A 22,058-nucleotide genomic window follows, 5' to 3' on the forward strand; every position below is an offset into this window, starting at 1 on the left:
TAGTATACTCCTAAACAGAGCAAAAAGCTCTTAGAAATGCAATTCCAAGAGCTTTGTCTTCAGTCTGAGGCATCCTATTTTAGGATGCCTTCAGTACTTTTGAAAAAATTAAGAGAACTCTCCTAGCTTACACCAACCAGAAAATATAGAAAAAGTGACTTTCGATTGAAAATTATCTTTTATTGAATATCAGATATTTGGATATCAACAGAGTTGGCATCGGTCGGATCTTCGGTGAAAATTTTAAAGTCTTGTTTTTGTGATGTGTTAAAACGAGAGACCGTGTAGGTTTGCCCATTAGGAAAGATGAATTCAACACTGCTGTTATCTGTGACAATCTGTAGATTGATAGATTGCTGATTAGTTAGTCCGCTGTCAGCGATATAGCCGTTACCATTTCCTAGTAAACCGTTATAGTAATAACTAGAAGCAGTCTGGCCATTCATGGCATTATTGAGTTCAGCTGCGTACTGCTTAACATTATATTTACCATTTGAAGGGTCATAGTTGAAGCGAACGTAGTCGGAACCTTGCCAGATATCAAGATAGATACGGCCAAAATAGTTTCCCTTGCTGTTTGAGAAGGTTAAATTATAGTATTTTGTAGCGTATTGATTGGGTATATCATAAAGGCCGTAGACATCACCATTGGTATCTTGGCGGTCAACCCATTTTTCTCCTTTTTCGGATATAGGATTATCTTTGCTAATATTACTATAAGATTCGGTATTGGTTAGAGAAGATTGTGGGAGTTCTAAGTTTTGTTTGATGGTCAAATCGTTTTGGAGCGATAAGGATCGCGCGCTGGAGTATGAGCCTAAGCGTTGCGCATAGGCACTATTGGCTTCTTGGTCAGAATGCACACCATTGGTGAAATAGTTCCAGTTTCCAACCCAGCCCAGTGACTTAATTGAATTATTAACAGTGTCAATATGATCGCTACCTGTGAAATTAGCACCATAATAATCAGATCCTTGGTCCAAGCGACTCACATCCTTATCAGGTACAAAGAGACCATTGTCATCAAGGTGCCCAACGATATAATAAGTTCCAGTTGTTTCACCACTGGAGGCATCCTTAGCTCCGAAGAACAGGACTTGTTTGGCTTGACCCGAAGGGGTGCTCATGGTTTCAATGACAGGACATTCAACGGGAGAGTTGCCTTCCCAGCTACGACCTTGAAAGAAGCTGCCACTCTCAATTTTCGATTTACCTTCTTGATCTGCTTTTGACCAAGAAAGACCATCCTTGGACTGGTAAACACCAATTTCTGATCCTTCAGCAACATACATCATCATTTTACCCTTCCAATAGAAAACGTTGGGATCGCGAAAATCAGAATGACGGCCAGCAACTGTATCCGAGTCATTAATATCTGCTACGGGTTTTCCATCATTTAAAACATGATTAAAGTTTTTTCCATCATCATCTGAGTAAGCAGCGTAAATATTTTGTTTCTGATCGGTTTTACGGATACCAGTAAAATAGGCTACTTTTGCACCTTGAGGAGCACCGGTAATGCTACCATCATTAGTGACAATGCTGCCGGTCCAAGCCGATGTCCAACCTTCTTGAGCATCGCCTCCCTTTGCGGCCAAGGCGCTGCTTTGTTCTGTGTAATGTACAAAATCGGAAGTTGTCGTATGATACCAATCCTGTCCTTGGTGGCCAAAAGGTTCGGTAGCCCCATCTGCCGAGTGTAAAAAATAAATATCGTAGTAGTGTTGGGCTTCGTTCCAGACAATGGTCTGAAGATCATTAGACCAGCCGTGACTAGTAGTTAGGTGTGCCTTCTGCGCATGCTCATCGGATGTTAGTGATTCTGCCAATGCATGATACTGTTGGCTTCCCATTCCTATACTGGTTCCTAATAAAAGTGTCGCTCCCAAACCGAGGGAGAGTACTTTGCATCTTTTTGTTACCATAAGAAGTCTCCTTTCAAGCGAGGCTAGAATAGTGGTCCAGCCTAATTTGATATGATTAGCAACTAATTGTTTGACGCAGTCCTTACCTACTCACTTCCTTATTTATAGCCTCATTATACTGATGTTTCAATACAGATTTTTATAATAATAATAGAAATTATTTAAAATATTATTACGATTAGAAAACAAATTTTGATTTTGTTAACTAATTTTAAAAAACTTTAATATCACTAAATTTTGATTTTTCAAATTACTCTTTGACATTTTATTGTAGTCTGAGAGTAACAAAAAGGGTTTTCTGAAAACATTTTTTTCGTTTACGCTCATTTGTTTAAAATTTTTGCTTATGTTAGAATGCTAAATAAAAAAGAAGGGGTGTACATTTTATGGTAGTACGTAAAAAAATGCGTAAGTCTAAGAAGCAATGGGTTATTGTTAGTGTAGCAACAGCAACGCTGGCTATAGGTATTCAAGGAGGGCGAGTAGCAGCTGAAACATTAGAATCAAAAGCAGGGGAAACAAATACAAGCTTGCAAGAAACAGGAACAAGCCAATCCTCAACCACAGATACAAGTTCAGATCAAACAACAGAGAATATCCAATCTTTTCCAAGTTCTGAAGCTGTTAGCAGTGAAACGGTAACAGCTTCATCTGATAATCAGACTGCTGCATCAGAACCGGCTGCAGAGCAGGCCAATGTGGAAGAACAATCAGAAGATAGTGATAAAGCAGATTTATCAGTTGCTGGAGAATCTTCAACAAAAGCGAATGCCAAAGCTGCTTTGGATCAAAACAGCGACGGTGATGTACCAACACTTGAGCATACTGATACCACTCCTTACAATCCCAAATCAGGTTTGACTGAGGAATCCTATCGTACAGCTCAGGCAGCAGGTTTGGATATTGCTAATTTGACAACAGACCAAAAAAACGCTTTGAATAGGTTACAGATGACTAGTGATGCTGAAACTGGTACACAAATGACCTACAAGCAGTTCCAAGAAATCGCAGATGTTCTAGTAGCTCAAGATCCTCGCTACGCTATTCCATACTTCAAGGCAGAGGCCGTTAAGAATATGCCAGCGGCGACCACGAGGGATGCTCAAACAGGTCAGGTAACAGATCTTGATGTTTGGGATTCTTGGCCGGTACAGGATGCCAAGACAGGTCAAGTCATCAATTGGAATGGTTATCAATTAGTTATTGCTATGATGGGTGAGCCTAATCATAATGACAACCATATCTATTTGCTCTACAATAAATACGGTGATAATGACCTCAGTCATTGGAAAAACGCCGGTTCTATCTTTGGCTATGGTCAAGATGCTATTACTCAGCAATGGTCCGGTTCTGCTTCAGTTAATAGTGATGGCAGTATCCAACTCTACTATACTAAGGTTGATACCAGTGACAACAACAGTAACAATCAAAAGCTAGCTTCTGCAACTCTGAACCTTTCTTTTGATGATGAAAATGTCTATCTTGACTCCGTTGAAAACGATCAAGTTCTAACTCCAAATGGTGGTGATGGCTACTATTATCAAAGTTATGCACAATGGCGTTCAACATACACTGGTGCTGATAATATTGCTATGCGTGACCCCCATATTGTTGAAGATGATAATGGTGAGCGTTACCTCATCTTCGAAGCAAGTACAGGAACACAAAATTATCAAGGTGAAGATCAAATTTATAACTGGTCTAACTACGGGGGCGATGCAGCTTACAATGTCAAGAGCCTTTTCAGAATCTTGAGTAATTCTGATATGCATGAGCGTGCTAGCATTTCCAATGCAGCTATCGGTATTCTGAAATTGACAGGCGATGAAAAAACGCCTCAAGTTGCCCAATACTATACACCACTGGTAAGTTCTCCAATGGTTAGTGATGAAATCGAACGTCCAGGCCTTGTTAAATTGGGTGATAAATATTATCTTTTTGCAGCCACTCGTCTCAATCACGGAAGTAATAACGATGCTTGGAACAAGGCCAACGATGTCGTTGGTGATAATGTTGTCATGTTGGGTTATGTTTCTGATAGCCTAACTGGTGGTTACAAGCCTTTGAATGGTCATGGTGCTGTATTGACAGCCTCTGTTCCATCTGATTGGCGGACGGCGACTTACTCATATTACGCTGTACCTATTGAAGGCTCTGACGATACCGTGTTGATTACTGCCTATATGACCAACCGTAATGAAGTTGCCGGTAAAGGTAATAATAGTACTTGGGCACCTAGTTTCCTCATGAAGATTATGCCTGATAATACAACCAGAGTGCTGGCTAAAATGACCCAACAAGGGGACTGGATCTGGGATGAAGGTAGTGAGAGTCAAGATATGGTGGGAACGCTGGAAACTGCTCATCTCCCAGGCGAAGATGACGGTTATATTGACTGGAATGTTATTGGTGGTTACGGTCTGAAACCACACGATCCTGCGCCAGATTCAAATAAGAATGATAGTCAAAATCCAGACAAAGATAAGGATGATACCAAAGGAACACCAGAATCTAATATTACAATCAATTATAATATTAACATCTCAGGCAGCGTCAATTTATCTGGACAAGGACTCAAGGATATCATTGCTCAGTTGTTATCTTATACGGCAAAGGTTAGCCAATCCAACAATATTTCAGTTCATGATAACACTGTTAATATTACAGTGAACTATAAGACCGATGATAAAACAAAAGAAAAAACAGCATTAGCTGTTGACAAAGAAGTCAAGAGTCAACCTAAAAAAGATCAGCCAAAAACTTCTGCCAACACTGGATTTTTAGCTGCGGGGCTTTCGTTAGCTTCAATAATGTTCGGTTATCTCAAATTAAAACGTGATTAAGCTAGTCTATTAGTTCTTAAACGCTTAGAAAGTGATCCTCTCTAGGCGTTTTTATATTAGCCTCGAATTTTATAGCATCAATGGATTGGTTAGAAATTTATTTTACTTTTATTATAATTGCTCTTTAAACCAATCAAATTAGCAAGGTTTTGATATAATGGAAAAAATGAATTTAGAAAGAGGGAAAGCTTCTCGAAGCTGATATATTATGGGAAAATTTCAAGTTATTTCACATCCACTGATTCAACACAAACTTTCAATCTTGCGCCGAGAGGATACCTCGACCAAGAATTTTCGTGAATTGGTCAATGAAATTGCCATGCTCATGGGCTATGAAGTGTCGCGTGATCTACCACTGGAAGATGTTGAAATCCAAACGCCAATTACTAAAACAGTACAAAAACAACTGGCCGGTAAAAAATTAGCTATTGTACCAATTCTGCGTGCGGGAATTGGGATGGTCGATGGCTTACTCAGTTTAGCTCCCGCTGCCAAGGTTGGTCATATCGGTATGTATCGTGATGAAGAGACCTTACAACCCGTAGAGTATTTGGTTAAGTTACCAGAAGACATTGACCAACGTCAAATTTTTCTCGTAGATCCTATGTTAGCAACAGGAGGTTCTGCTATTTTAGCTGTGGATTTGCTAAAAAAACGTGGGGCAGCAAATATCAAATTTGTCTCTTTAGTAGCAGCTCCTGAAGGTGTTAAAGCCTTGCAAGAAGCTCATCCAGATATTGATATTTACACAGCAGCTCTGGACGAAAAGCTCAATGAGAACGGCTATATTGTTCCAGGTCTTGGAGATGCGGGCGATCGCCTTTTTGGAACGAAATAGGCAGTAAAGATCAAGTAATAGTTGCAAAATCAGGCCCTCCCATCATTCTCAATCAATTTCTTGCGAGTAAGCAAGTTAATTATTTGACCTTTTTTGACCAAATGATATAATAGAGTTACGATTTAAAAATTAAAGGAGATTATTTATGATTCCAGTAGTTATTGAACAAACCAGCCGTGGTGAGCGTTCTTATGATATTTACTCGCGACTTTTAAAAGACCGTATTGTCATGTTGACGGGCCCGGTTGAAGATAATATGGCGAATTCTGTTATTGCTCAACTCTTATTCTTGGATGCTCAGGATAGCACCAAGGATATCTACCTTTATGTTAATACCCCAGGTGGTTCTGTATCAGCGGGATTGGCCATTGTCGATACCATGAATTTCATTAAATCAGATGTTCAAACTATCGTCATGGGGATGGCGGCTTCGATGGGTACTATCATTGCCTCTAGCGGAGCCAAAGGCAAACGCTTCATGTTGCCACACGCCGAATACATGATTCACCAACCAATGGGTGGTACTGGTGGCGGCACTCAGCAATCAGATATGGCGATTGCAGCGGAGCATCTCTTGAAGACGCGCGAAACCTTGGAACAAATCTTGGCCAAAAATTCAGGACAATCGCTTGAAACCATCCATATTGATGCAGAGCGTGATAATTGGATGTCTGCTCAAGAAACTTTGGACTACGGCTTTATTGATGAAATTATGGAAAATAATGAATTGAAGTAAAGATGATTGCTATCAACTAGTAATCTCAAATAAAAGGGATGGCTTATAGGAGTCACCCCTTTTATTTTTATATGTTATAATAGGAACATGTTAGAAATCAATCGGGATTTGCTTGCTATTGATGATCAAATTGATAGCTTGGTTCGTGCCATCTTAGATACATCGGAAGCTAGAACTTATCGGCAGGCCAAGAACGCTTTGCAGGCTGATCACGCTTTGCAGGCCGATATTGAAGTCTTTCTAAAACTTCAAACGGCCTATGAAGAGCAGCAGGCCTATGCTAAGTTTAGGCCTGACATTGCCCAGTTAAAGCGAAAGTTGCTTGCCCAAAAACGCCAAATTGATATGGCTTTGTCCATGCAAAATTTTAGGCAGGCAGAGGTTGCCTTACAGGAAGTTTTAGCTGATGTGGCGGTGAAAATTTCTCAAGCTATCTCACCGGATATTTTTGTGGATACAGGTCTACCGCTTGCTCCACACAGGCGTCGGCACGGACATGGTGCAGGTGAAAATATTCGAGAGAAAGGATAAGGCTATGTTTACTAAACAAGAGCGAACAGGAATTGCTGTCTATCTCTATTATAATCGGGATGCTAGGAAGTTAAACCGCTACGGTGATATGATCTACCATTCCAGACGCTTGCGTTATGTCTGTCTCTACGTTGACAAAGACAAGTTGAGCGATACAATAGACAATTTAAAAAAATTGAAGTTTGTTAAACGTTTCAGTGTTTCCCCCCTAGATGAGATTGACCAGGATTTTGTTGGGAGTTTATATCGTAAAGAAGTCTGAGGGCTTTTTTTGTGCATAGAAAAATCTTTGTATTTAGTCATAATTATTGATATTGTTGGGGGTTGGTCTAAAGCGTTTTCTGCGAGAATAGACAAGTCAGTCTCCTTGACAATTATCTGATAATTCTGTATTCTATAAAATAGATTTTTAAGAAACTATGACAAAGGAGAATAATCTGATGTACAAAAAGATTATTGCAACTGGGATGGTTCTACTAGCAGCCGTAACTTTAGTCGCTTGTGGAAAATCTCCTGATGTTACAAGCAATGCAACGGGAACTAAGATTGGTGATACCATCAAAATTGGTGTTGATATGGAATTAACAGGTCCAGTATCGGCCTATGGTTCCGCTGAAAATCAAGGCATTAAGTTAGCTGTCAAAGAAATCAACAAAGCCGGTGGTGTTGATGGTAAAAAGCTAGAATTGATCACTAAGGATAATAAATCGGATAATGCTGAGGCTTCAACCGCCGCCACCAATTTAGCTGTCCAAAGTCAGGTCAATGCCATTATTGGCCCTGCGACTTCTGGTGCTGTATCAGCGGCTTCTTTGAACGCTCAAAAAACAGGAGTCCCCCTTCTATCACCTAGTGGGACACAGGATGACCTGACAGTCGATGAAATCAATGGCAAAACCACTGTCAAACAATTTGTCTTTCGGACAACCTTTAAGGACAGCTACCAAGGACAAGTTCTTGCGCAGTATGCCTCAGAAAATATGAAAGCTAATAAGGTTGTTCTTTTTTATGATAATTCCAGTGACTATGCTAAAGGGATTGCTGAAGAATTTAAAAAGACCTATAAGGGCAACATTGTTTCGACTCAGACCTTCGCCGCTAATGATACAGATTTCCAATCGACCTTAACCAAGATCAAAAACCTTGATTATGATGCTATCATTATGCCAGGCTATTACACAGAAACTGGTTTAATTACTAAACAGGCGCGTGATATGGGAATTTCTGCTCCGATTCTTGGTCCTGATGGCTTTAGCGATAAAACCTTCATTGATTTGGCTGGTAAGAAAAATGCAAGCAATGTTTACTATGTATCTGGTTATTCTACTAATACTTCTTTGTCTGCTAAAGCTAACGATTTCATCAAGAACTTTAAGTCAGAGTATGGTAACGAGCCCAACCAGTTCTCAGCCCTATCATACGACTCTGTTTATATGATTGCTGCTGCAGCCAAAGGGGCTGATGATTCTGTTGAATTGGCTGCTAACCTCGCAAAACTTAAAAATTTTGATGGCGTGACTGGTAATATGACGATTGATAAACATCACAATCCGATTAAGTCTGCAGTTATGGTTAAATTGGACAATGGTGCTGAAACGTCTGCGGACACTGTTACTGTCAAAAAGTAGCAGTATAATCATGAGGTGTCATTGTTTTAAGGATTTATAAAACTAGAAAGTTTGGTATTTTATGTTTTTGGAACAACTCCCCCAACAACTAGTTAATGGTATCATCCTGGGAAGTATCTATGCCTTGCTGGCTCTTGGATATACCATGGTTTATGGGATTATTAAACTGATTAACTTTGCCCATGGAGACATCTTTATGATGGGTGCTTTTATCGGTTATTATGCTATCAATGGTCTGCATATGAACTTTTGGCTGGCACTTATCTTGGCTATGGTAGTGACTGCCCTTCTAGGGGTTATAATTGAATTTTTGGCCTATCGTCCTCTGCGTAATTCAACGCGTATTTCTGCCTTGATCACAGCTATTGGAGTCTCTTTCTTGCTTGAATATACCATGGTCTTCTTCTTTGGTTCTAACAAGCGTGCTTTCCCACAAGCTATTAAAATGAGCAGTTTTGATATCGGGCCGGTGACCATTACGAATATTCAACTATTGATTTTAGCGATTGCCCTCGTACTGATGATTGCTTTACAATTGATTGTTAAGAAAACCAAAATGGGGAAGGCTATGCGCGCTGTTTCAGTCGATAGCGATGCTGCTCAATTGATGGGAATCAATGTTAACTCAACTATCAGCTTTACCTTTGCTTTGGGGTCAGCCCTTGCTGGAGCGGCCGGTGTGCTCATTGCTCTCTATTATAATTCAATTGATCCTTTGATGGGTATGATACCAGGTATTAAAGCCTTTGTCGCTGCCGTTCTTGGTGGTATTGGTATTATTCCTGGTGCGGCTATCGGTGGTTTTGTTATCGGTGTCTTGGAGACCCTCTCCAATGCTCTCGGCCTCTCAACCTATCGTGATGCAATCGTCTATGCTGTTTTGATTATCATCCTTTTGGTTCGTCCAGCTGGTATTCTTGGTAAAAACGTGAAAGAGAAGGTGTGAGATATGAGAAAGAATCTAAAATTAAATCTTGCATGGCTTGCTCTTATTGTGCTCATCTATGCTGTTCTTCAGATATTAGCAAGCACTGGTGTTTTGAATCTTTACTATATCCAAATCTTAATGGGAATTGGCATCAGTATCTTGATGGGCTTGGGAACAAATCTGGTTCTCGGTTTCTCAGGACAGTTTACTTTGGGACAGGCTGGTTTCATGGCTATAGGTGCCTATTCTTCCGCTATTATTACTCAGTATTATCCAACCTATGATGGCTTCTACTGGTCAATGTTGCTGGGAGCAGTGATTGCAGCTCTTGTAGCTATTATCTTTGGTGCTCCGACCCTACGGCTAAAAGGAGACTATCTGGCTATCGCTACTCTTGGGATGGCGGAAATCATCCGAATTGTCATCATAAATGGTGGATCTATCACTAATGGTGCAGCAGGTATCACCGGAATTCTCCCTTACACGACTTGGCAAGTCATCTTCCTTTTTGTTGTAGTTATTACTATTTTAGTTTTGAATTTCTTGCGTTCTTCGGCAGGACGTCAAATTATTGCTGTGCGTGAAGATGAAATTGCTGCGGAATCTATGGGGGTTAACCTTACCAATAGGAAAGTTTTCGTCTTTGTTATGGGGGCAGTGATTTCAGCTATTGCTGGTTCACTCTATGTCAGCTATATCGGTACGGTCGTACCAAAAGATTTCACCATCATGAAATCTATTGACTATCTCATCATTGCAGTACTCGGTGGTCTTGGTTCGATCACAGGGACTATTATTGCGGGTGTAGTTCTGGGGATCTTGAATATGTTCCTACAAAACTTCTCGGATCTACGGATGATTCTCTACTCTTTGACCCTAATTTTAGTTATGATTTTCCGTCCAGGTGGTCTATTTGGAACACGAGAATTTACCTTGACTAAATTCTTCAGAAAAAATGAGGAGGGCAAAAACTAATGGCACTTCTTGAAGTTAAAAATTTGACGAAAAACTTTGGCGGTCTAACAGCCGTTGGTGATATTTCCCTTGAACTTAATGAAGGGGAATTGGTTGGTTTAATTGGCCCTAACGGTGCTGGTAAAACAACACTTTTCAATCTCTTGACGGGTGTCTATGAGCCCAGCGAAGGTTCAATCATTCTGGATGGAACCCCGCTCAATGGTAAGACCCCACACAAGATTGCCTTTTTGGGACTTTCCCGGACCTTCCAAAATATCCGTCTCTTCAAAAATATGACTGTCTTAGAAAATGTTTTGATTGGCTTTGGTAATCATCACAGTTCTCATCTATTGGCATCTTTCTTACGTTTGCCAAAATACTATCAGAGTGAAGAGAAATTGAGACGGAAGGCTATGGATCTGTTAAAAATCTTCGATTTAGATGACAGTGCCCAAACCTTGGCTAAAAACCTTCCTTATGGAGAACAGCGCCATCTGGAAATTGTCCGTGCTCTGGCTACGGAGCCCAAAATTCTTTTCCTCGATGAACCAGCTGCTGGGATGAATCCTCAGGAAACATCGGAATTGACTGCTCTGATTCGCAAAATTAAGGAAGAGTTTGACATTACCGTTATCTTGATTGAACATGACATGAGCTTGGTTATGGAAGTTACCGAACGTATCTATGTACTGGAATATGGCCGTTTGATTGCTCATGGTAGTCCAGAGGAAATTAAAGGAAACAAACGTGTTATTGAAGCTTATCTTGGAGGTGAAGCCTAATGTCTATGTTGCAAATTGAAAATCTCTCAGTAAGCTATGGCGCTATTGAAGCCGTTAAAGATGTTAACTTTAGCGTCAATGAAGGTGAGGTAGTGACTCTCATTGGTGCTAATGGCGCTGGTAAAACATCAATTCTGCGAACTATTTCAGGGCTTGTCCGTCCGAGTGCTGGTAAGATTTCCTATTTAGGCAATGAGATTCAAAAAGTGGCCGCACGTAAAATCGTGGCTGATGGTTTAGCTCAAGTACCAGAAGGACGTCATGTCTTTTCAGGACTGACTGTTCTGGAAAACTTGGAAATGGGAGCTTTTTTGAATAACGATAAGGACATGAATCAAGCCAATCTAAAAAAAGTCTTTGATCGTTTCCCGCGTCTTGAGGAGCGCAAAAATCAAGATGCAGCCACCCTTTCGGGTGGTGAGCAGCAGATGTTGGCTATGGGTCGCGCGCTCATGAGTCAACCAAAGCTTCTCTTATTGGATGAGCCGTCTATGGGTTTGGCGCCAATCTTTATTCAAGAAATTTTTGATATCATTCAAGATATTAAAAAACAAGGGACTACGGTTCTCTTGATTGAACAAAATGCCAACAAGGCTCTGTCCATTGCTGATCGTGGCTATGTTCTGGAGACCGGTAAGATTGTCCTTTCAGGAACAGGTCAAGAGTTGCTAGCTTCAGATGAAGTTCGCAAAGCCTACCTCGGTGGTTAAAATAGAGTAAAAAGGAGGTTGAAACTAAAAAAGTATCTAAACCCCTTTTTTCTTTACCTAGTTTGAATAATTGTAAAAATAAGATATAATGAAATCTGAGTAAATCTTAAGGAGAGAGACATCATGAAAATTAAAAAAAGTGAAGCCCTGTACTTTTTGCTGAGCATCATCTTGCTCGTCCTGATATTGGGGCTCTATATGTATGGTAAATCAGCAGGCAGGGTCAAGTCGGGTAATGCAGAAGTTGCTCCAACGTATTTGAGTACATCATCGTCCTCCTCCTCTGAAGGATCATCAGATTCGCTAGAGGCTGATCTTAAAGATTTGGAAGAAAATCCTAGTCAAGAAGGGATAGCCTCGGTTCAAACAGCTATCAATCAAGTATCTGATCAAGAAACAAAGAATAGCTATCAGGAGCGTTTAAATATTGTTAATGCTAAGCTTGCTGTCAGTGAAGCTGAAAATGATAAGACGGCTGCTAGCGTCCAAAATGCTCAGGAAGCCATTGACAAAGTAGAAACGCAGTCAAAGAAGGAAGAATTACAGGCACAGTTGGATAGTGTTCTCTAACCCTTTTGCAGACCTATATTTTGAAAAACTACAAATGAAAATAATTTTCGACTGGCCAATTATAGACCCCTTGCTTACATAAAATCCCTGATTTAAAGGATTTTAAAGAGGTTTTACCGGTCTTGAAAATGTAACCAAATTGTAAAAATAAAGTTAAAATCCCTTGGACTTAGACTAAAATTTAGGTATAATAAATCGAGAAATAAATTGTACTGGAGATCAAATAATGTCAAGACACAGTCGTTCAAAGGTAAGGAGTTTTAGCACACATTACTTTATCAATATCTTAATGTTTGTGCTATACTTAGCAGTCTCATCAATAACCGTTTATACCATGTTTAAGTATCATTTTTTAGCTTTCCGCTATCTAAATGTTATTTTAACAACGGTTCTTTGCTTTGTTTTATTACTATCAGCTTTTTTGACCTTCAAAGGGAAATTTAAGTGGGGGAATAGCTTTCTGCTTTTCATCTTTTCCGCCTTGTCTATCACGATTTTTTTAGGTTTCAATTCGGTTGTTAATTTGACCAGTGGTCTCAATGACTCCACTAAATATTCTGAGGTTGAAATGCGGGTGGTAGTTCCCAAGGATAGTTCTATTAGCAGCGTCAAGCAGTTGGATGCAGTAGAGGCTCCTATTCAGAGTGATGGTGCTAATATCAATGAGTTTATCAAACAAATTAAGACAGATTCCTCAAAGAGCTTGACAGTTAATCATGTGGACTCTTACCAACAGGCTTACAATAATTTGTTATCAGGTTCAACGGATGCCATTATTTTAAATAGTGCCTATTCAAGTCTTTTAGAAAATCAGGATAAGGACTTTAACAGTAAGGTCAAAACCATCTATTCTTACAAGATTCAGACTGCTACAAATGTCAAGTCTAAGAAGTCGGTTGATAAGGGAGTTTTCAATATTTATATTTCTGGTATTGATACCTATGGTTCAATCAATACAGCTTCGCGTTCAGATGTTAACATTATCATGTCAGTCAATCTTAAGACACACAAGGTGTTATTAACTAATACACCGCGTGATTCTTATGTGAGCATTCCTGGTGCTGGTAACAATCAAAAGGATAAGCTGACCCACGCTGGTATTTACGGTGTAGAGACTTCTATGAAGACCTTGGAAAATCTTTATGATATTGACATTGATTATTATGCCCGTCTCAATTTTACTTCATTCCTTAAATTAGTTGATTTATTAGGAGGAATTGAGGTTTACAATGACCAAGCCTTTACGGCTCATACTAACAAAGATTATACATTTGAGGTTGGTAATGTTAAGTTAGATTCGCAAGGGGCGCTCGCCTTTGTACGTGAACGATATGGTTTGGATAATGGGGACAATGACCGTGGTAAAAACCAAGAAAAGGTTATTACAGCCATCATCAACAAGTTAGCAACTGCAAGTTCTTTGACCAAGATTTCCTCGATTGCTAACAATCTTCAGGATTCTATCCAGACCAACATGCCTCTGGAAGATATTATGACTATTGCCAACACGCAACTGTCTTCTGGTAAGAAATTTACAGTTGATTCTCAGGAAGTGACTGGAACAGGTTCAACCGGTGAATTGACTTCCTACGCTATGCCAGCTGCATCACTTTATATGATGCAGCTGGATGATGCTAGTGTCAAGGATGCTAGTGCTCAGATTAAAGATATCTTAGGAGGAAAATAGGGTGATTGACATCCATTCGCACATTATTTTCGCTGTGGATGATGGTCCTAAAACGCTGGAGGATAGCTTGCAGCTGATAGCTGAAAGCTATCGGCAAGGAGTTAGAACGATTGTGGCCACTTCCCATCGGCGCAAGGATATGTTTGAAACTCCCGAGGAAAAGATTCATGTCAATTTCCTCAAGGTTAAAGAGGCAGTGAAAAGTCGTTTTGCTGACTTGACCCTTGTTTATGGTGGAGAGCTTTACTATACAGAGGATCTTCGTCAAAAATTAGAATCTGGCCTTGCCCCCAATATGGGAGAAACGCGTTACGTCTTGATTGAATTTAGCAAGACCACCCCTTGGCGTGAAATAGAGCAGGCTCTGACCAAGATCTTGTTGTTAGGGATTACACCGATTGTGGCCCATATTGAACGCTATGATGCCTTAGACTCTAAGCCCGAGCGTGTTCAAAAGATCATCAATATGGGATGCTATACACAGGTCAATAGCAACCACGTTCTTAAACCCAAGCTGTTTGGAGATGGTGAAAAAATCTTCAAAGTGCGTGGAAGATACTTTTTGGAACAGGATCTTGTCCACTGTATTGCCAGCGATATGCATAATTTGGACAAGCGTCCCCCTTATATGGAGCAAGCCTATCAGCAGGTTGCTAAATTATTTGGGGAATCCAGAGCCCAAGCTTTATTTAAAGAAAATGCAGCCTGCCTGCTTCGCGATGAAATTTTATAAGGAGAGACTATGACGACGTCAGAAAATTCAACGTTTGAAATCGATGTATTAGCCTTGCTTAAAAAATTGTGGGATCGAAAATTTTTAATCATTTTCGTTGCCCTACTTTTTGGTTTTATTAGTTTGTTTGCTAGTGTGTTTATCATTCCTAAGGAGTATACTTCATCAACGCGCATTTACTTGGTCAGCAAAAGCAGTACCAATGCTATAGATTATCAAGATGTCCAAGCTGGAACAGACTTGGTCAATGATTTTAAAGAAATTATCCAGTCACAAGATGTCCTATCGGAAGTTGTTGATAAGGAAAAATTAGATATATCAGCTTCTGCACTTTCTGGTAAAATCAGCGTTCAGGTGCCAACCAATACACGTCTGATTACAATTTCTGTTCATGATACAAACCCACAGGAAGCCAGTCATCTGGCCAATGCGGTTCGTGAGGTTGCCATCCAGAAGATTAAAGAAGTGGCCAAGGTTGAAGACATAACAACCGCTGAAACTGCTAAGGTTCCAACTTCACCCACCTCACCGAATCTTAAGCGTAATCTTATGCTGGGTGTCCTTGCAGGGGGCTTCTTTGCAGTAGCTGTCTTAATCGTCTTTGAAGTTCTTGATGATCGCATTAAAACGAGTGAAGATGTTGAAAAAGCTTTAGGTGCAACCTTGCTCGGAGTAGTACCAAATACAACCAACCTATAGGAGGAATTATGGGTTACTTAAAATTAGCCACTAAAAAAGAAAGATTGATTGATAAGTCAGAGGAATATTATAATGCTATCCGTGCTAATATTCAATTTAGTGGGAGTGACATTAAGGTTATCGTCTTGACTTCTGTTCAACCCAAGGAAGGAAAATCTACCACTGCTATCAGTTTAGCAGTATCATTTGCTCGCACCGGTCATCGCACCCTCCTGATTGATGCTGATACCCGTAATTCGGTTCTGTTAGGAAGTTTCAAACCAGATGGCCCCGTTAAGGGCTTGACGGATTTCTTAACAGGGCATATTGATTTGCAAAAGGCTATTAGTGAAACGAATGTATCCCATCTATCGGTTATCCCTTCTGGACAAGTTCCCCCCAATCCAACGGCCTTGCTGCAAAGTGATCACTTTAGACGCATGATACATGCGGTCAAAGAGTACTATGATTATGTTATCATTGATACCCCACCGATTGGTAAGGTTGTTGATGCAGCTATCATTGCTCAGGAATGTGATGCTTCTATTTTAGTGACTGAGGCAGGAGTGATTCGCCGCCGTTTCGCTAAGAAGGCCATTGACCAGATGGAAAAGAGCGGCGCTCAGTTTCTGGGACTTATTCTCAATAAGGTGGATGAGCAGTCGGAAAACTATGGGAATTATGGCAGCTACGGTAGTTACGGAGATTACGGCAAGCGAGTTTCTCGCAAGGCACATAAAAACAACAACTAGTATTAAAGATGAGACCCACAAGGGTCTTTTTATCTATCTAAAACTATCGGCTGGCTGCCTTTTTTGCTATAATGATAAAAAACTGATGAGGAGAGATAAATATGGAAAGAGCAATTTTTGCAGGCGGCTGCTTCTGGTGTATGGTACAACCTTTTGAGGAACAAGAGGGGATCTTATCTGTACGGTCGGGATACACGGGAGGGCATGTTCCCAATCCAACTTATGAACAGGTCTGCAGCCATACAACCGGTCATACAGAAGCCGTTGAGATTATTTTTGATCCTGACAAGATTAGTTTTGCCCAACTGGTTGAAATTTATTGGGCCCAGACTGACCCGACGGATGCCTTTGGCCAATTTGAGGATCGTGGTGATAATTACCGCCCTGTTATCTTTTATTTTGATGAAAAGCAGCGGGAGATTGCTGAGCGTTCCAAGGAAGCCTTGCAGAATTCTGGTCGTTTTGATAAGCCGATTGTAACTCAGATTGAGCCAGCCCAACCTTTTTATGTGGCTGAGGATTATCATCAAGATTTCTATAAAACCAATCCTTTACGCTATGCCATGAGTAGTGCTACACGTCATACATTTTTGGAGGAGAACTGGCAATGAGAAAGTCCTTTTACACCTGGCTGATGACCCAACGCAATCCTAAATCGAAAGAACCAGTCGCCTTGCTAGCGGATTTGGTTTTTGAGGATACGACCTTCCCCAAGCACACCGATAGCTTTGATGAGGTCAGTCGTTATTTGGAAGATCAGGCTAATTTTTCCTTTAATCTCAGTGATTTTGACAGAATTTGGGAAGAGTATCTAGGGCACTAAAGTTATTTTATATCTGGGATGATTGTAAACTTTGCTTTTAACATCAGTCATCAGACAGGGTTACGCTTGACCGTGATTTTTTTAGGTAAATACGATATAATGAGACTACTAAAAACGAAAGAAAGAGGCAGTTTATTTGCAAGGGTACTCTGTTGACATTAGCTTACAGCATCCTGATGATCTCATGGCTCTGTTTGGTAGCAATGAGCGCCATTTGAAATTGATTGAGGAAAATACGGGTGTTGTCATACATGCTAGGACCGAGCGTGTCCAAATTTTGAGTGATGATGAGACGTCCTTGGAGACGGCCCGCTTAACTATTGAGGCCCTTTTGGTTCTGGTTGGACGCGGTCTTTTCATTAACACATCTGATGTGGTCACTGCTCTGAGTATGGCACAAAATGGGACGATCGATAAGTTTGTTGCCCTCTATGAAGAAGAAATCATCAAGGATAGTTATGGAAAACCCATTCGGGTTAAGACACTGGGGCAGAAGGTTTATGTTGACAGTGTCAAAAATCACGATGTGGTCTTTGGCATTGGACCTGCTGGGACCGGTAAAACCTTTCTAGCTGTAACCTTGGCAGTTACAGCGCTCAAGCGTGGTCAGATCAAACGTATTATCTTGACTAGACCTGCGGTAGAAGCGGGCGAAAGTCTCGGTTTTCTCCCCGGTGATTTAAAGGAAAAGGTTGATCCCTATTTACGTCCTGTTTATGATGCCCTTTATCAAATCTTAGGGAAAGAGCAGACAACTCGTTTGATGGAACGTGATATTATTGAAATTGCACCACTAGCCTATATGCGTGGTCGGACGCTCGATGATGCCTTTGTCATTCTCGATGAGGCACAAAATACTACCATCATGCAGATGAAGATGTTTTTGACCCGGCTGGGCTTCAACTCCAAGATGATTGTCAATGGGGATACTAGCCAGATTGATCTTCCCCAAAATAGCCGTTCTGGTTTGCTAGATGCTATTGATAAACTGACAGGTATCCGGCAGGTTGATTTTGTTTATCTATCAGCCAAGGATGTTGTACGTCATCCGGTTGTAGCTGAAATTATCAATGCTTATGAACAAGATAAGAATGAATCAAATGAAGAAAAGTAATAGAAATGGGGTCTACAAGAAATCTAGAAACTTTAGTTTCTAGGATTTTGTCTGGCGCCATTTTTCATTTTTATCCTCTCTCAAACTTATCCGCATCAAGGCTTTTATGCTATAATGAAAATGTTTAGTAAGATTGGAAAATATATGTATATTGAGATGATAGACGAGACTAAGCAGGTCTCACAGGAAATGATGGATCAAATCATTGATATGCTTAATTTTGCAGCTAAAAAATTAAGCAAGGACAACAAGGAGATGGCTATCACTTTTGTTGATAATGATGAGATTCATAAGATTAATTTAAAATACAGAAACATTAATCGTCCGACCGATGTAGTCAGTTTGGAGTATAAGCCTGAAAGTTCAATTGCTTTCTCGCAAGAGGATTTGGTGGATAATCCTGAATTGGCAGAAATGATGGATGACTTTGATGCCTATATTGGAGAACTGTTCATTTCTGTTGACAAGGCGTATGAGCAGGCTGAAGCCTATGGTCATAGCTTTGAACGTGAAATGGGTTTTTTGAGCGTTCACGGTTTCTTGCATATCAATGGTTATGACCACTATACTCCCGAAGAAGAAAAAGAGATGTTCACCCTACAGGAAGAGATATTGAATGCCTATGGACTTACGAGAGACTAATTCACCAAAAAAATGGAAAAACCGGACCATAACTGCTAGCTTGGAATTTGCCTTAACAGGGATTTTGACCGCTTTTAAGGAAGAACGTAACATGCGTAAGCATGCGTTATCGGCAGTGCTGGTGCTTTTGGCCGGGCTTATTTTTCAGATTTCTGCCATTGAATGGCTGTTTTTACTTCTGGCTATTTTCTTGGTCATTACTTTTGAAATCATCAACTCGGCTATTGAAAATGTTGTCGATTTGGCTAGTGATTATCACTTTTCCATGTTAGCCAAGCATGCAAAGGATATGGCTGCCGGTGCAGTTCTGATGATTTCAGGCTATGCTGTAGTGACAGGCTTCATTATTTTTATCCCTAAAGTATGGGATTTCATCTTTGGTTAAAGACAAGTCTCTTGTTAAAAATACAGGCAGGCTAATATTTCAAAATGTAATGATAGAAAGGAATGAGGGATTTTAACTAAGCGAGACAGAAAAAAATTTTTTCCTTAGTTTATCCTTCCAAAGTTTATGTTTAAATCAGGATTTGTAGCCATTTTAGGCCGTCCTAATGTTGGTAAATCTACTTTTTTGAACCATGTCATGGGGCAAAAAATTGCCATTATGAGTGATAAGGCTCAAACCACCCGCAATAAGATTATGGGGATCTACACGACCGATAGGGAGCAGATTGTCTTTATTGACACTCCGGGAATTCATAAGCCCAAGACCGCTCTGGGCAATTTCATGGTGGAGTCGGCTTATTCGACCCTGCGTGAAGTGGAGACCGTCCTTTTTATGGTGCCGGCTGATGAGGAGCGCGGCAAGGGTGATAATATGATCATGGAGCGCCTTAAAGCTGCTAAGATTCCTGTTATTCTGGTTATTAACAAGATTGATAAGGTTCATCCTGATCAGCTTTTGGGAAAAATTGAGGATTTCCGTTCGCAGATGGACTTTAAGGAAATTGTTCCGATTTCAGCCCTTCAGGGCAATAATGTAGAAACTCTGATGACAATTCTCAAGAATAACTTGGAGGAAGGTTTCCAATATTTCCCAGAAGATCAAATTACTGACCATCCGGAACGTTTCTTGGTGTCAGAAATGATTCGCGAAAAAATCCTTAAGCTGACCGAACAAGAAGTGCCACACTCTGTTGCCGTTATCGTTGAATCTATGAAACGCGATGAAGAGACCGATAAGGTCCATATTCGAGCAACTATCATGGTGGAACGCGACAGCCAAAAAGGCATTATCATTGGCAAGCAAGGAGCTATGCTTAAAAAAATTGGTAAGATGGCTCGCCGTGATATCGAACTTATGCTGGGCGACAAGGTCTATCTAGAAACCTGGGTTAAGGTTAAGAAAAATTGGCGCGATAAGAAACTGGACTTGGCAGACTTCGGTTATAATAAGAAGGAATATTAAAAAGAAGCCGCCACCCTAAAAGTAAAAAGCAGGTGCTGTTGAAACCAAGAACAGGTACTGACTTTGAATATGAGAGATCGAATTGGGCTGATGAAACCTTTAATTACTATCTAAAGGCAGGTTGATAGGAATGAAACAGCTATTTGTTAAAGAAATTGGGCAGCAAAATGCACAGACGATTGTCTTTTTGCATGCTTCTGGTTCCAGCAGTGATGTGGAATGGACAAGTTTTGATGATGTGACGGAAATGATTGTGAAGATTATCAAAAGCAGAGCTCACGGCAAGCCGCACCTTGTTGGTCTGTCATTGGGAGGCAGTCTCATTCTCAAATTGCTGGAAAGTCATTCGGATGCAGTTGATAGGGTGATTGTTGATGGTGCTTGTCACCACCCCATAAAAGGCTATCGCAAAGTCATTGCCATGGTCTATGTCATGTCGCTGTTTAAAAACACGAAAATAGTTGCTCATTTGATGACCAAGATGATGCAGGATGACGGGGCTTCTGAAGAGGATTGCCGAGGTTTTGTTGCTGATTTGCAGAGAGCATCCAGCAAATCATTTCACCGAGTGATGTCTCAGGCTAACGTGTTAAATGTTGGTTTGTCCTTTGCTAATCCTGCTTTCTTTGTTTCAGGCGGTGAAGAATCTGAGACCATTCATCAATCGCATCAGCTGCTGGCAGGACGAAATATAAACAGTGAATCAGCCTATTATCCCAATAAGGGTCATGCTTGGTTATTTAGTGATGTTGATACGCATATCCAGCTGGTAAGGTATTTTTTGCAGGGAGCTACATTTCCCTATCAATTGAGCCGGTTGACTTACTAAGAATGGGTAAGCTAAGCTGATAGTATCTGGTCTGCCGTGGACTAACAGCCTGACTGAAGCGTATATAAGTAGCAGTGGTGGAAGTAGAACAAATTAAGTCACTCAAAGTCTGATTTTACTAGTCCACTCTCTTTGCCACACCTTGTATATGGCCAGAAAAGGACGGTATCAAAAAAAGACCTCTGCTAAAATCTTAGTGTTTACAGAAAAAAAGGTAGCTGCTTAGGCATACAGACTTTTCTAGAATTTTTAATGATTCTTCGTCAAACTCTTCCTTTTTGTTTGGCTTGTTTAAGGTTTTCATATCTTTATAAGGGGAGGTATCCATGAAGAGATGGAAAATATTGTTGGTACTAGGTGCTGTTGGCATATTAGTGGTAGGAGGTCTGGCAATGATTAATCCCTTTACAGGCGAGGACGAACCAAAGTATAAACATGAGCAGGATAGAATGGTGGAGTATTTAGCTCAGAATTATGAGGGTATTAAGAAGGTTGAATTTACAGAAGTTGAGCACAATGAGATGACAGGAACATATTCATTTTATGCCACAATTAATAATCAAATTAAAGTTAATTTTACTCTGTGGGGATTAAAAGGTGAAATCTATGTGAATGAACTTTCCTCTAGAAATCATGGACATTTTCTTAAAAAGTTAGACACACCTAATAAGAAACCAGATATTTCTGATATTGAAGTTATGTATGCGGGGGAATAATATGGTAACGGAAAAAGACTATAATGAACTTGCTAATGAGGCTTACAAGGTTGATTCTGGTAAAGTTTCTACTCCATATAAAAAAGGTGATACTGTAGCAGCTGGCAAATACAAAGTCCTCAAAGCCGAAGACAACACCGCCAACGGCATGCAGGCCATGGCTGTAGCACCAGTTGATAAGAATGGCAATGTGGATACCAGCCAAGTGGTAATTGCCTATGCAGGAAC

General features: G+C 40.4%; 24 protein-coding genes and 1 pseudogene. 24 read left to right on the top strand and 1 reads right to left on the bottom strand.

Features of this window, described 5'->3' with window-relative positions; all coding sequences use genetic code 11:
- Positions 1-179: 179 nt before the first annotated feature.
- Complete coding sequence (locus tag ACFOSE_RS03175; RefSeq protein ID WP_380430404.1) at positions 180-1,925, bottom strand: GH32 C-terminal domain-containing protein; 1,746 nt, start codon at positions 1,923-1,925, stop codon at positions 180-182.
- A gap of 386 nt (positions 1,926-2,311) precedes the next feature.
- On the opposite strand from ACFOSE_RS03175, the gene ACFOSE_RS03180 reads away from it, so the two are divergent.
- The 24 genes and pseudogenes from ACFOSE_RS03180 to ACFOSE_RS03295 form a co-directional block, all read left to right on the top strand.
- Positions 2,312-4,768 (top strand): glycoside hydrolase family 68 protein, encoded by a 2,457-nt coding sequence (locus ACFOSE_RS03180; RefSeq protein WP_380430407.1) that lies wholly within the window; start codon positions 2,312-2,314, stop codon positions 4,766-4,768.
- A gap of 208 nt (positions 4,769-4,976) precedes the next feature.
- Positions 4,977-5,606, top strand: a complete 630-nt coding sequence (gene upp / locus ACFOSE_RS03185; protein WP_380430410.1) for a uracil phosphoribosyltransferase — start codon at positions 4,977-4,979, stop codon at positions 5,604-5,606.
- Positions 5,607-5,751: 145 nt separating this feature from the next.
- A complete protein-coding gene (locus tag ACFOSE_RS03190; protein WP_380430413.1) occupies positions 5,752-6,342 on the top strand; it encodes an ATP-dependent Clp protease proteolytic subunit in 591 nt (196 codons plus the stop codon).
- Between the two features lie 87 nt (positions 6,343-6,429).
- Positions 6,430-6,873, top strand: coding sequence for a YlbF family regulator (locus tag ACFOSE_RS03195; RefSeq protein WP_380430415.1), 444 nt, complete (start codon positions 6,430-6,432; stop codon positions 6,871-6,873).
- 4 nt (positions 6,874-6,877) lie between these two features.
- Positions 6,878-7,135 carry a DUF2129 domain-containing protein gene (locus tag ACFOSE_RS03200; RefSeq protein WP_380430418.1) on the top strand — a complete coding sequence of 86 codons (258 nt, stop codon included), beginning with the start codon at positions 6,878-6,880 and terminating at the stop codon, positions 7,133-7,135.
- A gap of 178 nt (positions 7,136-7,313) precedes the next feature.
- Positions 7,314-8,501: an ABC transporter substrate-binding protein gene (locus ACFOSE_RS03205; protein ID WP_380430421.1), complete on the top strand. Its 1,188-nt coding sequence runs from the start codon at positions 7,314-7,316 to the stop codon at positions 8,499-8,501.
- Positions 8,502-8,562: 61 nt separating this feature from the next.
- Complete coding sequence (locus ACFOSE_RS03210) at positions 8,563-9,447, top strand: branched-chain amino acid ABC transporter permease (protein WP_380430424.1); 885 nt, start codon at positions 8,563-8,565, stop codon at positions 9,445-9,447.
- Positions 9,448-9,450: 3 nt separating this feature from the next.
- A complete protein-coding gene (locus tag ACFOSE_RS03215) occupies positions 9,451-10,404 on the top strand; it encodes a branched-chain amino acid ABC transporter permease (protein ID WP_380430427.1) in 954 nt (317 codons plus the stop codon).
- On the top strand, positions 10,404-11,168 hold the full coding sequence (locus ACFOSE_RS03220; protein WP_380430428.1) for an ABC transporter ATP-binding protein: 765 nt from the start codon (positions 10,404-10,406) through the stop codon (positions 11,166-11,168). Before ACFOSE_RS03215 ends, ACFOSE_RS03220 begins: the two co-directional genes overlap by 1 nt.
- Positions 11,168-11,878 (top strand): ABC transporter ATP-binding protein, encoded by a 711-nt coding sequence (locus tag ACFOSE_RS03225; RefSeq protein WP_380430431.1) that lies wholly within the window; start codon positions 11,168-11,170, stop codon positions 11,876-11,878. The genes ACFOSE_RS03220 and ACFOSE_RS03225 overlap by 1 nt, the downstream gene beginning before the upstream one ends.
- A gap of 123 nt (positions 11,879-12,001) precedes the next feature.
- Positions 12,002-12,448: a hypothetical protein gene (locus ACFOSE_RS03230; protein WP_380430434.1), complete on the top strand. Its 447-nt coding sequence runs from the start codon at positions 12,002-12,004 to the stop codon at positions 12,446-12,448.
- 226 nt (positions 12,449-12,674) lie between these two features.
- Positions 12,675-14,135, top strand: a complete 1,461-nt coding sequence (cpsA, locus tag ACFOSE_RS03235; RefSeq protein WP_380430435.1) for an LCP family glycopolymer transferase CpsA — start codon at positions 12,675-12,677, stop codon at positions 14,133-14,135.
- A 1-nt stretch (position 14,136) separates the two neighbouring features.
- A complete protein-coding gene (gene cps4B / locus ACFOSE_RS03240; protein WP_380430438.1) occupies positions 14,137-14,868 on the top strand; it encodes a capsular polysaccharide biosynthesis protein Cps4B in 732 nt (243 codons plus the stop codon).
- Between the two features lie 9 nt (positions 14,869-14,877).
- Entirely contained in the window at positions 14,878-15,567 is a 690-nt protein-coding gene (locus ACFOSE_RS03245) for a Wzz/FepE/Etk N-terminal domain-containing protein (protein ID WP_380430440.1), read from the top strand.
- Between the two features lie 8 nt (positions 15,568-15,575).
- The gene (locus tag ACFOSE_RS03250; RefSeq protein WP_380430443.1) at positions 15,576-16,298 is read left to right on the top strand and encodes a tyrosine-protein kinase; all 723 of its coding nucleotides are present in this window, start codon (positions 15,576-15,578) and stop codon (positions 16,296-16,298) included.
- 101 nt (positions 16,299-16,399) lie between these two features.
- The gene (msrA, locus tag ACFOSE_RS03255; RefSeq protein WP_380430446.1) at positions 16,400-16,909 is read left to right on the top strand and encodes a peptide-methionine (S)-S-oxide reductase MsrA; all 510 of its coding nucleotides are present in this window, start codon (positions 16,400-16,402) and stop codon (positions 16,907-16,909) included.
- Positions 16,906-17,121: a YozE family protein gene (locus ACFOSE_RS03260; protein ID WP_380430448.1), complete on the top strand. Its 216-nt coding sequence runs from the start codon at positions 16,906-16,908 to the stop codon at positions 17,119-17,121. Before msrA ends, ACFOSE_RS03260 begins: the two co-directional genes overlap by 4 nt.
- A gap of 136 nt (positions 17,122-17,257) precedes the next feature.
- Positions 17,258-18,235, top strand: a complete 978-nt coding sequence (locus ACFOSE_RS03265; RefSeq protein WP_380430451.1) for a PhoH family protein — start codon at positions 17,258-17,260, stop codon at positions 18,233-18,235.
- 144 nt (positions 18,236-18,379) lie between these two features.
- Positions 18,380-18,877 (top strand): rRNA maturation RNase YbeY, encoded by a 498-nt coding sequence (ybeY, locus tag ACFOSE_RS03270; RefSeq protein ID WP_380430453.1) that lies wholly within the window; start codon positions 18,380-18,382, stop codon positions 18,875-18,877.
- Positions 18,858-19,262 (top strand): diacylglycerol kinase family protein, encoded by a 405-nt coding sequence (locus ACFOSE_RS03275; RefSeq protein WP_380430455.1) that lies wholly within the window; start codon positions 18,858-18,860, stop codon positions 19,260-19,262. The genes ybeY and ACFOSE_RS03275 overlap by 20 nt, the downstream gene beginning before the upstream one ends.
- A 126-nt stretch (positions 19,263-19,388) precedes the next feature.
- Entirely contained in the window at positions 19,389-20,285 is an 897-nt protein-coding gene (gene era / locus ACFOSE_RS03280; RefSeq protein WP_380430458.1) for a GTPase Era, read from the top strand.
- A gap of 130 nt (positions 20,286-20,415) precedes the next feature.
- Positions 20,416-21,114, top strand: coding sequence for an alpha/beta fold hydrolase (locus ACFOSE_RS03285; protein ID WP_380430461.1), 699 nt, complete (start codon positions 20,416-20,418; stop codon positions 21,112-21,114).
- 326 nt (positions 21,115-21,440) lie between these two features.
- Positions 21,441-21,830 (top strand): DUF1433 domain-containing protein, encoded by a 390-nt coding sequence (locus ACFOSE_RS03290; protein ID WP_380430464.1) that lies wholly within the window; start codon positions 21,441-21,443, stop codon positions 21,828-21,830.
- A gap of 1 nt (position 21,831) precedes the next feature.
- A pseudogene (locus ACFOSE_RS03295) lies at positions 21,832-22,058 on the top strand (triacylglycerol lipase); the annotation flags it as partial.

The sequence above is a fragment of the Streptococcus dentapri genome (assembly GCF_042649885.1).
In the GTDB taxonomy this organism is placed as follows: domain Bacteria; phylum Bacillota; class Bacilli; order Lactobacillales; family Streptococcaceae; genus Streptococcus; species Streptococcus dentapri.

Coding starts and splice junctions, on each gene's coding strand:
- ACFOSE_RS03195 (WP_380430415.1), top strand. CDS start 6,430: ATGTTAGAAATCAATCGGGATTTGCTTGCTATTGATGATCAAATTGAT.
- ACFOSE_RS03220 (WP_380430428.1), top strand. CDS start 10,404: ATGGCACTTCTTGAAGTTAAAAATTTGACGAAAAACTTTGGCGGTCTA.
- ACFOSE_RS03290 (WP_380430464.1), top strand. CDS start 21,441: ATGAAGAGATGGAAAATATTGTTGGTACTAGGTGCTGTTGGCATATTA.
- upp (WP_380430410.1), top strand. CDS start 4,977: ATGGGAAAATTTCAAGTTATTTCACATCCACTGATTCAACACAAACTT.
- ACFOSE_RS03210 (WP_380430424.1), top strand. CDS start 8,563: ATGTTTTTGGAACAACTCCCCCAACAACTAGTTAATGGTATCATCCTG.
- ACFOSE_RS03245 (WP_380430440.1), top strand. CDS start 14,878: ATGACGACGTCAGAAAATTCAACGTTTGAAATCGATGTATTAGCCTTG.
- ACFOSE_RS03190 (WP_380430413.1), top strand. CDS start 5,752: ATGATTCCAGTAGTTATTGAACAAACCAGCCGTGGTGAGCGTTCTTAT.
- ACFOSE_RS03215 (WP_380430427.1), top strand. CDS start 9,451: ATGAGAAAGAATCTAAAATTAAATCTTGCATGGCTTGCTCTTATTGTG.
- ACFOSE_RS03205 (WP_380430421.1), top strand. CDS start 7,314: ATGTACAAAAAGATTATTGCAACTGGGATGGTTCTACTAGCAGCCGTA.
- ACFOSE_RS03275 (WP_380430455.1), top strand. CDS start 18,858: ATGGACTTACGAGAGACTAATTCACCAAAAAAATGGAAAAACCGGACC.
- ACFOSE_RS03180 (WP_380430407.1), top strand. CDS start 2,312: ATGGTAGTACGTAAAAAAATGCGTAAGTCTAAGAAGCAATGGGTTATT.
- ybeY (WP_380430453.1), top strand. CDS start 18,380: ATGTATATTGAGATGATAGACGAGACTAAGCAGGTCTCACAGGAAATG.
- ACFOSE_RS03250 (WP_380430443.1), top strand. CDS start 15,576: ATGGGTTACTTAAAATTAGCCACTAAAAAAGAAAGATTGATTGATAAG.
- era (WP_380430458.1), top strand. CDS start 19,389: ATGTTTAAATCAGGATTTGTAGCCATTTTAGGCCGTCCTAATGTTGGT.
- ACFOSE_RS03175 (WP_380430404.1), bottom strand. CDS start 1,925: ATGGTAACAAAAAGATGCAAAGTACTCTCCCTCGGTTTGGGAGCGACA.
- msrA (WP_380430446.1), top strand. CDS start 16,400: ATGGAAAGAGCAATTTTTGCAGGCGGCTGCTTCTGGTGTATGGTACAA.
- ACFOSE_RS03260 (WP_380430448.1), top strand. CDS start 16,906: ATGAGAAAGTCCTTTTACACCTGGCTGATGACCCAACGCAATCCTAAA.
- ACFOSE_RS03285 (WP_380430461.1), top strand. CDS start 20,416: ATGAAACAGCTATTTGTTAAAGAAATTGGGCAGCAAAATGCACAGACG.
- ACFOSE_RS03230 (WP_380430434.1), top strand. CDS start 12,002: ATGAAAATTAAAAAAAGTGAAGCCCTGTACTTTTTGCTGAGCATCATC.
- ACFOSE_RS03225 (WP_380430431.1), top strand. CDS start 11,168: ATGTCTATGTTGCAAATTGAAAATCTCTCAGTAAGCTATGGCGCTATT.
- cpsA (WP_380430435.1), top strand. CDS start 12,675: ATGTCAAGACACAGTCGTTCAAAGGTAAGGAGTTTTAGCACACATTAC.
- ACFOSE_RS03200 (WP_380430418.1), top strand. CDS start 6,878: ATGTTTACTAAACAAGAGCGAACAGGAATTGCTGTCTATCTCTATTAT.